Origin of the sequence: Jiangella ureilytica (genome assembly GCF_004348545.1) — a bacterium.
GTDB lineage: Bacteria > Actinomycetota > Actinomycetes > Jiangellales > Jiangellaceae > Jiangella > Jiangella ureilytica.
The window spans coordinates 23195-35047 of record NZ_SMKL01000018.1; the positions used below are offsets into that span (position 1 = coordinate 23195).

General features: G+C 73.9%; 10 protein-coding genes and 1 tRNA gene. 4 read left to right on the forward strand and 7 right to left on the reverse strand.

What is annotated here, in order from left to right; all coding sequences use genetic code 11:
- Nucleotides 1-6 precede the first annotated feature (6 nt).
- Together E1212_RS10225 and E1212_RS10230 are read right to left on the reverse strand one after the other, a co-directional pair.
- Entirely contained in the window at nt 7-852 is an 846-nt protein-coding gene (locus tag E1212_RS10225; protein WP_131981957.1) for an NmrA family NAD(P)-binding protein, read from the reverse strand.
- Nucleotides 853-978: 126 nt separating this feature from the next.
- Nucleotides 979-2313: a phytase gene (locus E1212_RS10230; protein ID WP_131981959.1), complete on the reverse strand. Its 1335-nt coding sequence runs from the start codon at nt 2311-2313 to the stop codon at nt 979-981.
- A gap of 86 nt (nt 2314-2399) precedes the next feature.
- Between E1212_RS10230 and yaaA the strand changes: the two genes are divergently transcribed.
- Nucleotides 2400-3158, forward strand: coding sequence for a peroxide stress protein YaaA (yaaA, locus tag E1212_RS10235; RefSeq protein WP_131981961.1), 759 nt, complete (start codon nt 2400-2402; stop codon nt 3156-3158).
- A gap of 76 nt (nt 3159-3234) precedes the next feature.
- On the opposite strand, the gene E1212_RS10240 is transcribed toward yaaA, so the two are convergent.
- From E1212_RS10240 to E1212_RS10250, 3 genes are all read right to left on the reverse strand, one after another.
- Nucleotides 3235-6153, reverse strand: coding sequence for an AfsR/SARP family transcriptional regulator (locus tag E1212_RS10240; RefSeq protein WP_131981963.1), 2919 nt, complete (start codon nt 6151-6153; stop codon nt 3235-3237).
- Nucleotides 6154-6183: 30 nt separating this feature from the next.
- Nucleotides 6184-7224: a WD40 repeat domain-containing protein gene (locus tag E1212_RS10245; protein ID WP_131981965.1), complete on the reverse strand. Its 1041-nt coding sequence runs from the start codon at nt 7222-7224 to the stop codon at nt 6184-6186.
- A 185-nt stretch (nt 7225-7409) separates the two neighbouring features.
- Nucleotides 7410-7482 (reverse strand) — tRNA-Arg (locus E1212_RS10250).
- 65 nt (nt 7483-7547) lie between these two features.
- Between E1212_RS10250 and E1212_RS10255 the strand changes: the two genes are divergently transcribed.
- The 3 genes from E1212_RS10255 to E1212_RS29370 are packed head-to-tail and all read left to right on the forward strand — an operon-like array spanning nt 7548 to nt 9965.
- Complete coding sequence (locus tag E1212_RS10255) at nt 7548-8528, forward strand: pirin family protein (RefSeq protein ID WP_131981967.1); 981 nt, start codon at nt 7548-7550, stop codon at nt 8526-8528.
- 37 nt (nt 8529-8565) lie between these two features.
- Nucleotides 8566-9159: an RNA polymerase sigma factor gene (locus E1212_RS10260; RefSeq protein ID WP_131981969.1), complete on the forward strand. Its 594-nt coding sequence runs from the start codon at nt 8566-8568 to the stop codon at nt 9157-9159.
- A 26-nt stretch (nt 9160-9185) separates the two neighbouring features.
- Nucleotides 9186-9965, forward strand: a complete 780-nt coding sequence (locus tag E1212_RS29370) for a hypothetical protein (RefSeq protein WP_162605411.1) — start codon at nt 9186-9188, stop codon at nt 9963-9965.
- Nucleotides 9966-10033: 68 nt separating this feature from the next.
- Here E1212_RS29370 and trpS read toward each other — a convergent pair whose 3' ends face one another.
- Together trpS and E1212_RS10275 are read right to left on the reverse strand one after the other, a co-directional pair.
- Nucleotides 10034-11089, reverse strand: coding sequence for a tryptophan--tRNA ligase (gene trpS / locus E1212_RS10270; RefSeq protein ID WP_131981971.1), 1056 nt, complete (start codon nt 11087-11089; stop codon nt 10034-10036).
- Between the two features lie 156 nt (nt 11090-11245).
- Complete coding sequence (locus E1212_RS10275) at nt 11246-11791, reverse strand: hypothetical protein (RefSeq protein WP_131981973.1); 546 nt, start codon at nt 11789-11791, stop codon at nt 11246-11248.
- Nucleotides 11792-11853 lie beyond the last annotated feature (62 nt).

Below are 11853 nucleotides of genomic sequence, written 5' to 3' on the forward strand. Positions count from 1 at the left end.
AGCAAACTAGCTGAATGCCGCTCGGTGCTCCGCCACCCACTGCGCGAACGTGCGCGCCGGCCGCCCGGTGACCTCCTCGACCGTCGGCAGGACGGTGTACCCGGCCCCCGGCGGGTTCGTCCGCATGGCCAGGAAGAACTCGATGTCGCCGTGGGACCAGCCCTGCTCGCGCCACTGGCCGACGATCTGGTCGCGGGCGAGCTCCTCGAACCGGATCGGCCGGCCGAGCACCTCGGCGAGCACGGCGACCTTCTGCGGGGCGGTCAGCGCCTCGGGCCCGGTGAGCCGGTACTCGCGCCCGGCGTGCTCGCCGGTCGTGTCGGTCAGCGCGACTGCCGCGACGGACGCGATGTCGGCGTCGTGCACCATGGCGCTCGGGATGTCCGGGAAGCCGTCGCGGACGACGCCCTCGGCGCGGATCGACTCGGCCCACTCCAGCACGTTCGACATGAACTCGACCGGCGCGAGCCCGGTCACGGCGAGGCCGCTCGCCTCGACAGCCCGCTCGAGGTCGCTCTTCTCCATGTCACCCTCGAGCAGCGTGACCCGGCGGACGCCCTTGCGCACCGCGATCTCGGCGATCTGCTCGCCGTTGCCCAGCGGCGAGTTGTCGGCGCCGTCGAACCCGATGAGATGCGCGGCCTCCATGCCCCCGAACGCGACGTCGAGGCTGCGCGCATCGGTCAGGTCGCCGGTGACGAGATCGGTCTCGGCCGGCAACTCCGCGTCGCCTGGGTTGCGGGTCAGCGCCCGGACGCGGTGCCCGGCGGCGAGGAGCTGCTCGACCAGCGGCCGGCCGACGTTGCCCGTGGCGCCGGTGACCAGGACGGATGTGGGTGCGGTGTTCGTCATGCCTCGACGCTAGGGCGCATTCCGGTCACTGCGCGGCCTCAATCGACCTCGTCGCCGTCACTCCCATGATCATCAACCTTTGTGCTGCCACGCACAAGGTTGATGATCATGGAGCGTTGCGCATCGTCAACGCAGCCGCGGGTCGTTGCCCGGGTTCGTGCTCACCTGCAGGCCGAGCGCGTCGGCGACCCGCCCCCAGTCGACGTAGGAGAAGTTGGTGGCGTCGCGCTCCGGGTCGACGTCCGGGCCGGTCTCGGGCTCGTCGTGGGTGACCAGCAGGCCCTCGCGGTAGTCGCCGACGACCCGGTTGGTGACGGCGAGCCCGTCGGACCCGTTGATCCCGTCGACGCCGTCGCCGGCGATCCGGAAGGTGCCGAGCGGGCGGTTGTGGCCCAGGGTCGAGTAGACGGCGAACCGGTCGTCACCCTGGCTCGACACGATGACGTAGCCGACCCGGCCGCGGCCGTAGTAGACGTCGACCCCCTCGGCGTCGGCGACCAGGTTCGGCCCGCCGAGGCCCGGCTGGTCCGGGTCGACCGGCACGCACTCCTCGGACTCCTCGTCGTAGGTGTCGCGAACGCCGAAGTCGGCGACCTTGTCGACCAGCCGCGGAGCGCCGGAGCCGAGCGGCAGCGGGATCCGCCACAGGCCCACGTCCTCCTGCGTCGCGAACAGCACGTCGCTGCGCTGGTCGACGGCGACGCCCTCGAGCTGCGGGCCGACGCCCGGCTCCTCGCACGGCACCCAGGTGCCGCCGCCGGGGAGCGGGAAGCTGCCGGGCATCGTGAGGTGCTCGATGTCGGTGTAACCGACGGTGCCGTTCGGGCGGGGCGTGAGCCGAACGGTGGCGACGGTGGTCGCGCCCTCCTGGGTCACGACGGCGTACGTCTCGCCCTTGCGGGGCTGCCAGACGGCGACGCCGTAGGCCGTCTGCTCCTCCTCGACGGTCTCTCGGTCGGGGCTGAACAGGAAGTCCTGCTCCGGCGCGGTGACCTCGCGCAGCGGCGTGGCGGCGCGCGAACCGGCCGGGTCGATGGTGAAGAACCGCAGCTGGTCGTTGTAGCGGTCTGACACCACGGCGACGTCGACCGTGCGGCCGCCGACGCGCAGCCCGTAGGCGATGTCGACGTTGTTGTACCGCCCGTCCACGCCGTCGGCGCGCGGCGCGGGCTCCGCGGCCAGCGACTGCAGCTCCTCCGAGCCGAGGTCGTAGACCCGCAGCCCGCCCTCCTTCGCCGTCACGATGACGATCGACCGGTCGGAGTGCGTCGGATGCACCCAGATCGCGGGGTCGTCGCCGGAGGCGTTGCCGCCCTCGTCGTCGTCATACAGCACCGGCGTCTCGTTCTCGGTGGTGACGACGGCGGGCGCATGCGGCCGGGGCGCTCCCGCGGCCGGCGGCGCGAGCGTGAGGGCGAGGGCGAGCGGAACGACGACGGCGAGGGCGGCGGTTCGGCGCATGAAAAGGGAGCCAACTCCAGCAACCTTGCCGCGCTCGTGTCCGCCGGGCGAACGATCGGCGAACTCCCCGTCCTTATGCTGAGTCCGTGCTGATCGTGGTGCCGCCGTCGGAGACGCAGGCCCGGCCGGCTCGCGGTCGCGGCGTCGACCTCGCGCGGCTCTCGTTCCCCGAGCTCACCGAGTCACGTGCGGCGGTCCTCGACGGCATGATCAGCACCAGCGCCCGCCCTGACGCGGTCCAGCGCATGGACGCCCCGGCGGGCGCGGCGGCGGACATCGCCCGCAACGTGGAGGTGCGGACGGCGCCGTCGGCGGCCGCGTCGGCGGTCTACCGCGGCGTGCTGTACGACGCCTTCGACCCGGCGACGCTGTCCGCGGAAGCCGCGCGGCGGGCCCGGCGCCGCGTCGTCGTCGTGTCGTCGCTGTTCGGGGCGCTCCGGCTGGGCGACCGGATCCCGGCCCACCGGCTGCCGATCTGCGCGCACCTCGACGGCCTCGAGGACGTGACCGGGTTGGAGGCGTACTGGCGGGCCCGGCTCGGCCCGGTCCTCACCACCGCAGCCGGGCGCGGGGTCGTCGTCGACCTGCGGTCGAGCAGCTACACGCCGCTGTGGCGGCCCGGGCCGGAGCTCGCTACGCGCTGGGTGCTGTTGCGCGTCCCCGGCTCGCCGCACGGCGCCAAGGCCACCCGCGGGCGGGTCGCCCGTGCGCTGTGCGAGGCGGCGGACGATCCCCGGACGGCGGGTGACCTTGCCGCCGTCGTCGCCCGGAGCTTCGAGGTCGACCTCCGCGCACCCGCCCGCGACACCGACCCCTGGTCGCTCGAGGTTCAGCCGGCCGGATAGTGGAGCGCGGGCCCGGCGACGATCAGGCCGGTCACGATCCCGTGCAGCACCTGGTGCTCGACGACGAGTGCCGTCGTCAGCCGTGGTGGTGCGCGGGGTCGAGCTCGCCGAGCAGTGCCCGCGCCCATGGCGTGTCGCCCAGCCCGGCGATCCCGATGAGCCGGGCCGCCTCGGCGGTGCAGGCTCGGGCACTCGCGACGTCACCGGCGCAGACATGCGCCTGGGCGAGCTCGGCCAGCGCCGCACACGTCGTCTGGACGTCGTGGTGGCCGACGAGGACCTGGACTCCGGCGACGGCGGTCTCCAGGCTGTCCTGCCCGGCCAGCCGGCGGGCACGGGCCAGCAGCACGATCGACTGGGCGGTCTGCCGCGCGGACCGCAGTTGCCGCGCCGCCGCGCACGCCGCCTCGGCCGGCTCGATCGCCAGGGCGGGCTCGCCGGCCGCGAGCCGTACCCAGGCCTCGACCTTGTGCTCCTCGTACAGCTCGGCCAGGTCCCACTCGGGCATGCGGAAGGTCCGCGCCTCGGCGAGCGTCTCGCTGGCTGCGGCGGCGTCACCATGCCGGGCGAGGAGGTAGGCGAAGCCGCGCAGGCACCGCACGCGGAGGACGGCGGGCAGGGCGTCCGAGGCCGCGATGCACTGGCGCATCACCTCGACGGCGGTGGCGTAGTCACCCCGCCGGCCGTGCAGGAGAGCGAGGTTGTTGAGCATGGCGGCCTCGCCGTAGCGGTCGCCGAACCGTCGCCAGGTGGCGATCGCCTGCTCCGCCGCCTCCTGCGCCTCCGCGAGCCGGCCCTGGTCGGAGAGCGTGGATGCGAGGTTGTGCCGAGCGGCGGCCACGAAGTGCGCGGCGCCAGCCGGCAGCGGCGTGGTGGTGACGGCGCGGAGCAGGTCTTCGGAGACCTCGTCCGCGCTGCAACACTCGGTGAGGACCGAGTCGAGGTGGGCGGCGAGTGCCGCGGCCTCGGTCGCCTCCTCGTCGTCCGATGTCAGGCCCTCGCGGGCCAGGCCGATGAGCAGCGTGCTGCGCGGATGCAGCCAGGCGTGAACGTCCTCGCGCCGCGCGAAGGTGACGCCGTCGCCGTCGGCGGCGGCCATGACGGCGGCGACGACGGGATGGTGGGACCGGTCGCCGGGCCGGAATCGGTCCCTCGCATTCGCGAGCGAACGCAGCGCCTGGCGCAGGGCACGCCGGCGTCCCGCGCCGCCGCGAGCCGGCGGACGGTCGCGCAGGTAGCTACCGACGAGGCCGTGCCAGGCATAGCACTCGGGCGTCGCCGCCTCGACGAGGCGGACGTCGCAGAGCTGCTCCAGCAGGCCGCGGGCCTCGGAGCGGCCGACCTCCCACAGGGCGGCCGCGGACTCGACGTCGACCAGGTCGACCGGCAGTGCCCCCAGTTCGCGGAAGCGCGCCTCGTCCGGCGGGTCGAGCAGGCCGGCAGTCGCGTCGAGTGCGGCCTCGACCGATCGGCCGTCCAGCCGGAGCTCGGCCAGTCGGCCCGGCCCGGCGAGCCGGTCTCGCAGGTGGGCGAGCGGCCAGCTCGGCCGGGTGGCCAGGCGGCCGCCGACGATCAGCAGCGCGAGCGGCGAGCCCGCGCACGTCTCAACGATGGCGGTGGCCGCCTCGGGTTCCGCCGCCAGCCTGTCCTTGCCCACGAGCGTGGCCAGCAGCTCGCGCGACTCTGCCGCGGAGATCAGGTCGAGGTCGACGGACAGGTTCGCGGGAACCGCGAGCCGTCGGCGGCTGGTCACCAGGACCGCGCACCCACCGGCGCCAGGAAGCACGGCGGTGATCTGATCGGCCGAATGCGCGTCGTCGATGACGACGAGCAACCGCCGCCGGGCGCAGAGGGACCGGAACAGGGCAGCGCGGTCGGGCAGGGACGGCGGGATGTCATCGCTGGCGACACCGAGGTCGCGCAGGAAAGCGCCGAGTACCTCACGCTCCGGGACGGCGGCGCCGCCGCTGGTCCCCTCGGCGAACAGCTGGCCGTCGGGGAACCGTGCCCGTGCCCGGTGCGCCGCCTCCAGCACGGTCGTCGTCTTGCCGATGCCGGCCGGCCCCGAGACGACGGCGAGGAGGACCCGGTCGGCCGGCCGTTCCAGCAACTCGGCCAACGCGGCCAGTTCGCGCTGCCGCCCGACGAACGACGGCGACCCGGCGGGCAGCTGGGCGGGCGGCGGGGGCGGCGTCGCGGACGACGAAGCCGGCTTGGGCGGCTGGGCCGGCTGGGCCGGCTGGGCCGGTTCGAGGAGCTCCCGGTCGGCGGCGAGCATGCGCTGGTGCAGCTGGGTCGCCTCGGCGCCGGGGTCGATGCCGAGGTCCTCGCGCAGCACGCCGACCAGGCGGGCGAACGTGGCGAGCGCCTCGCCCTGCTGGCCGGTGCGGTAGAGCGCCAGCATCAGGTGGCACCAGGTGCGTTCGCGCCACGGATGCTCCGACGTCATCCGCCGCAGCGACGCGACGAAGGCGTCGTCGATGTCGCCGAGCTGCAGCCGCAGGTCGTTGCGCCGTTCCACCACGCCGAGGAGCTCGTCGAGGATCGCGGGCGCCTCGATTTCCGCGAACTGCTCCGACGCGAGGCCCGACAGCGGCGGACCGGTCCAGAGGGCGAGCGCCTCGGTCAGGGTGGCGAGCTCCTCCTGCGCCTCCTCGCGTGTGGTGGCCACCAGCCGGCGGAACCGGTGCAGGTCGACCTGGTCCGGGTCGAGGTCCAACCGCAGCCCGTCGCCGTGCGCCATGAGCGCATCGCGCCCGAGGACGTCGCGCAGCCGGGACGCGTACGTCTGGATCGCCCGGCGCGAGCTGGCCGGCAGCTCCTCCGGCGACCAGACGAGCTCGGTCAGCGTGTCGTACGACACCGGGGTGTCGATCCGGAGCGCGAGCGCGGCCAGGAGCACCGCCGGACGGCGGGCCAGCGGCACCGGCGTCGTGCCCCGGAGCAGCGTGAAGGCGCCCAGCAGTCGGATGGAGACCGCGGACTCGCCTGGCACAGGGTCGAGGTTACAGGCGGCCGCACGCCGTCACGGGCCGGACGACCTCGCCACGTGAACGGTGAAGGCGCTCGGGCCGGTGGATCTCGCGTAGCTGAACAGCGTCGCGTCGCGACTGATGTCGCCGGGGAACACGTCGTGGCCGAACTCGTACGTCGCCACGTCGGCTCCGGTCACCGAGTCGGTGAAGGTCAGCGACCGGCGCGGTGCGACCACCGGGTGGGTGAGCAGCAGCGCGCCGTCGTCGGTCACGTCGGACACGCTCTCGTAGAGGTCCAGCTCGAGGGAGCGCTGGACGGCGCCGGTCGGCACGCTCACGAGCCGCACGCCCGTCGGCACGCCGGGCAGGATGCGCCTGGTCCAGATCCCTGTGCTGTCCGGGGTCCAGCGGATCAGCAGGTTGCCGTCGCCGATCGTCAGCGCCGTCGCCCAGGTGTCGGTGCGGAACACCCGCACGCCCGCGACCGCCCTGCCGTCGACGATGACGCGGTCGTTGGCGGCCAGGAACCGGCCGTCCGGCGAGAACCGCACGGCCGCCGTCGTGGCCGGCACCGTCAGCGTCGCGAGCCTGGCTCCGGTGGACACGCGGTGGACGTGCACGTGCCCGCCCCGCTCGTAGGACCGCGCGTCCATCGCGGCGACGGTCTGCCCGCCGGGCGCGAAGTGCACGCTGTCGAGGTCACGGCCGGCTGACGTGGGGATGCTGCGCAGCAGCGCGCCGGTGACGGTCCGATACAGCCGGATGGTCCGGACGGTCAGCCCCGAACTGGTGTCGTTGACGGTGACGGCCACGGTCTGGTTGTCCGCCGACAGCGCGGCCGCGGTGAACTTGAGCGGGCTGGTCAGCACGCGCGTGAGGCTGCCGGTGGTGCTCTGGCGGATCTCCAGCCGGCCGCCGGCACTCGTGTTCCCGACGGCGACGGCGACGGTGCCGTCCTCGGAGAAGAACGCCCAGGACTGGCCGGGAGCGGTCCAGACATCGGCCGGGGTCGCGGCGGCGGCGGGGACGGACAGACCCGGAAGGGCCATGACAGCGGCGATGAGGACTGCGATCGACCGACGCCTGATCATGCCGTCAGTGTCGGCCGTCGTGTGAGGTGCGGATACCCCAGCCGGGCGGCCGCCGAACGAACAGCAGGTGACCAGTGCCTCGCCTGCGGCCCAACCCCGCGATCAGGAGAGCCTGCGCGCCGGTAGGCGACGAGGCCACGGTCGGCAACGGCAACCAGCGGGTGAGATTCGCGCTGGTCAGAGGGTGCCCCCGGCAGGATTCGAACCTGCGACCCTCCGCTTAGGAGGCGGATGCTCTATCCCCTGAGCTACGAGGGCGGGCCGAGACAGTCTATCGACCGCGGACCGGGCCCGGCGCGCGGTCCGCGTCTAGGCTCGACACCGTGAGCAATCTCGACGCGAAGCCGGCCGAGACGCGGTGCCACGCGGCCACGCACACCGGCCCGGCCAGCATCACCCTCGAGCCGCGCGAGGTGCCGCTGGGCGGGATCCGCGCCATGCAGGTGAGCCGCACCCTGCCGCATCGCCAGCTGCCGACCGTCGGCGCGTGGTGCTTCCTCGACCAATTCGGGCCGCAGCGCACGGACATGGTCGTCCTGCCGCACCCGCACACCGGGCTGCAGACGGTCACCTGGCCCATCCTGGGTGAGATCCACCACCGCGACAGCGTCGGGAGCGACGTCGTCGTGAAGCCGGGGCAGCTCAATCTCATGACCAGCGGGCCGGGTATCGCGCACTCGGAGATCTCGCTCGGCGAGTCACCACTCCTGCACGGCCTGCAGCTCTGGGTCGCGCTCCCCGACTCCGCCGCACGCCACACGAGACCAGCCTTCGAGCAGCACACCGACCTTCCGATCTACGACGGCGACGGCGTGCGCGCCACCGTGGTCGTGGGGGTGCTCGCCGGGACGGCGTCCCCCGCGACCACCCACACGCCCCTGCTCGGCGCCCAGCTCGACCTCCACGAGACCGCGAGCCGGGCGGACACCGTCGTTCCCCTCGACCCCGAATTCGAACACGCCGTGCTCATCCTCACCGGCCGGGCGACGGTCGCCGGCACGCCGCTCGAGCCGGGGCCGCTGCTCTACCTCGGCACCGGCCGCTCCGAGCTCACCCTGCGGGCCCACGACCACGACACCACACTGTTCCTCCTCGGCGGCGAGCCGTTCCCCGACGACCTGGTCATGTGGTGGAACTTCGTCGGCCGCAGTCACGAGGACATCGTCGCCGCGCGGGAGGAGTGGGAGCGGCCGGGTCAGGAGCGGTTCGGCACCGTCGCCGGGCACGGCACGGACCGCATCCCGGCACCACCGCTGCCGCCGCTGCGCCTCACTCCGCGCCGCCGCCGTCCGCCGACCGGCTGAACGTCGGCAAGCCGTACCCTTCCGCGCGCCCCGCGCGATGACGCCATTGAGGCCCAGCGCGCGCAGGGAGGGGCACCTGTCCATCGGAGCGGAGTTCGACGGGGTGATCGGCGCGGCGCGCACGGGCGCGCCGTGGGCCTTCGCGCGCCTGTACGCCGATCTCGCGCCGGTCGTCGCCGGGTACGCGCGCCTGCAGGGATCCCTGGAGCCCGAGGACGTCACCAGCGAGGTCTTCCTCGGCGTCTTCGCCGGCCTCGGGTCGTTCACCGGATCCGAGCAGCAGTTCCGGTCCTGGGTCTTCACCATCGCCTACCGGCGGGTGACCGACGAGCGGCGACGGCGTTCGCGGCGGCCGGCGACGGCGGACGTGGAGGTGGAGGCCGTCGACCAGGTCGGCGGTGACGCCGAGGAGGACGCCCTCGAGGCGCTCGGCCGGCGCCGTGTGCACGAGCTCTGCGCGGCGCTGTCGGACGAGCAGCGCGAGGTGGTCCTGCTGCGCGTCCTCGGCGATCTGAGCGTCGAGGAGGTGGCCGGCATCGTCGGCAAGTCCGCCGGCGCGGTCAAGGCCCTGCAGCGACGGGGACTGAGTGCGCTGCGACGACGACTCGACCGCGAGGGCGTATCCACATGAGCCGCGCCGGCGATGGCAGGACCGAGATGACACGAACAGCGCTACCCGACGACGCGACGGTCGAGGCGATCCTGCAACGCACGTGGATCCCGTCCGGCGGAGACGGCTGGGCCGACCTCGCGGCGCTGGCGGACGCCGTCGCCGCCATTCGACGATGTGCCGATGCGGCCGTTCCTCCCAGGGCCGAGCTCGCCCGGCGCATCGCCGCGGGCGACTTCACCGGAGTCACGCCGACGCCGCCCGACCCTGACCTCACCGCCCGCGCCCGCCTCCGCCGGAGGCTGGCCGCGATGAGCCATCGCACCCGAGCCGTCGCCGTGCTGGCGGCCGGCTTCACCGGCCTCACGGGCGTGGCCGCCGCCGGATCGCTGCCCGATTCCGCGCAGCAGCGGGTCGAGTCGGTCATCGAGGCGGTGACGCCGATCTCGTTCGACGACCACGCCGGGTTCGGCCAGGACGTCGCCGACGACGCGCAGGACGGCGGCGTCGACGGGCAGGAGGTCAGCGAGGACGCGCACGAGCTGGGCGAGCACCCGGGCAACCGGCCAGCAGACCAGGGCCGCGAGCCGGTGCTGCCGGAGCTTCCCACCCAGGTCCCGACGACGCCCGCCGAGCACCGGCCGGATGATCCGGGCCGGCCCGAGGACGGTCCCGGCACCGACGTGACGGCACCCGGCCAGGAGCCCACGAACCGGCCCGTCGATCCCGGGGACCGGCCCGCCGACCCGGACGACCCGCCGTCGGGCGCGGAGGGCCGGCAGCCCGCGGACCTGCCCCAACAGCCGCCAGGTGAACAGCGGCCCTGACGATCCGTCGGCCGCACGGGTGCGCGTCCGGTCACTCCCACCTCGCCGGGCGCGCACCCACGATCTCTTCAATAGGCGGTCATCCCGAGCACGTCCTGCACCTCTGCCAGCGTGTCCGCCGCCAGCGCCGACGCTCGCGCGGCCCCGTCGGCGAGCAGCGCGCTCACCAGTTCCGGCTCGGCCGCGAACTCGGCCCGCCGCGTACGGACCGGCCGCAGCTCCTCGTTCACGGCCTCGGTGACCAGCGCCTTCAACGCCGCCGACCCGCCCGAGCCCAGCTGCGCCGCCAGGTCCGCCGGCGCGACCCCCAGGCACAGGGCGGCGATCTCGACCAGCGACGACACCCCCGGCCGCCCGGCCGGGTCGTAGGTGATGTCGCGACGCGCATCGGTCACCGACCGCTTGATCAGCCGTGCCGTCTCGTCGGCCGAGGCCTTCAGCGCGATCGTGTTGCCCCGGCTCTTGCTCATCTTGCGCCCGTCGATGCCGAGCAGCCGCGGCGACGGCGACAGCAGCGCCTGCGGCTCGCGGAAGACCGCGCGCCCGCCCGCGTACCGCTCGTTGAACCGCCGCGCGACCAGCCGCGTCTGCTCGACGTGCGGCAGCTGGTCGTCGCCGACGGGGACCAGGTTGCCGTGGCAGAACAGGATGTCCGCCGCCTGGTGCACCGGGTAGGTGAGCAGCAGCCCGCTGATCGCGGCGAGCCCGGACGCGGCCGCCTCGTCCTTGACGGTCGGGTTGCGCTGCAGCTCGGCCACCGTCGTCAGGGAGAGAAAGGGCAGCATCAGCTGGTTCAGCGCCGGCACCGCGCTGTGCGCGAACACCGTCGTGCGCTCCGGGTCGATCCCCGCAGCGAGGTTGTCCAGCACGATCTCGCGCACGTTGGCCGCGATCTCGCCCGGCGACAGCCGGTCGGCGATCACCTGGTAGTCGGCGACGACCAGGAAGGTCTCGACGCCCTGGCGCTGCAGCCGGACCCGGTTGAGCAACGTGCCGAAGTAGTGCCCGAGGTGCAGCGGGCCGGTGGGCCGGTCGCCGGTGAGGACGCGGTAGCGGGCCGGATCGGCCGCCACCTGGTCCGGGTCGGCCAGCAGCGGCGTGTCGAGGGTGGTCGCGAGGGTCATGACGCTCTCCGTTCGGTGGACGGGCCACCGCGAGAGCTGTCACCGATCCGGCCGCCGTCGCGGCGGCCGATGAGCATGCTGAAGGGGGCCGCCTACGAGGGCAGCCACCACACCAGCACGAGGGACTTCACCCGCCCATCGTAACGCGTCGCCGCTTCAGCCGATCGGCGTGCAGTTCACCCCGAGCTGCGTCATGCCGGCGACGAAGCCGGCCGTCAGCTCCGCGGCCTGCGCGATCTGCTCCGGCGTCGCCTCCGCGGTGCTGTCGGTCAGCGCCGTCCACGCCTGGGCGGCCTGGTCGCCGGTGTCGACGACGGCGTTCGCCTGGGTCTGCTCGGCCTCCTCGGCCGGCAGCGGGACGTCGTGCACGGCACTGACCAGAGCACTCGTCCCGGCTTCGACGGCGGCGAGGTTGGCGACGTCGAGCCGGACCTCGGGGCCCTGCGCCATGATCGGCTGCTCGGCCGCCACCGTCGTGCACGCGTCGGTGACGCCGGTGGCCCAGTCGGCGAGCGTCCCGGACGGACGGGGGTCGCCGTCGGCCGCGGTGTCGTCCGAACCGCCGCCGCTCGACGCGACCAGCACGATGCCGACGACCGCTGCCACCAGCAGAAACACCGCCGCCACACCCAGCGTGAGCTTGGTGCGGCGCGGCGGCGGGCGGTGGGTGACGGCCGAGGAGACGTCCTCGAGCAGTTTCACGACTCACACCTTTCGGGCCTGGCCTGGAACCGGTCGTTCGTCGCCGGATCCGTCGCCCCCCG

What these genes read in the sequence shown, in the direction of transcription:
- E1212_RS10245 (WP_131981965.1), bottom strand. Translation starts at nt 7,224, where the DNA reads ATGATCAGGCGTCGGTCGATCGCAGTCCTCATCGCCGCTGTCATGGCC.
- E1212_RS29370 (WP_162605411.1), top strand. Translation starts at nt 9,186, where the DNA reads ATGACACGAACAGCGCTACCCGACGACGCGACGGTCGAGGCGATCCTG.
- E1212_RS10225 (WP_131981957.1), bottom strand. Translation starts at nt 852, where the DNA reads ATGACGAACACCGCACCCACATCCGTCCTGGTCACCGGCGCCACGGGC.
- E1212_RS10260 (WP_131981969.1), top strand. Translation starts at nt 8,566, where the DNA reads ATGACGCCATTGAGGCCCAGCGCGCGCAGGGAGGGGCACCTGTCCATC.
- trpS (WP_131981971.1), bottom strand. Translation starts at nt 11,089, where the DNA reads ATGACCCTCGCGACCACCCTCGACACGCCGCTGCTGGCCGACCCGGAC.
- E1212_RS10230 (WP_131981959.1), bottom strand. Translation starts at nt 2,313, where the DNA reads ATGCGCCGAACCGCCGCCCTCGCCGTCGTCGTTCCGCTCGCCCTCGCC.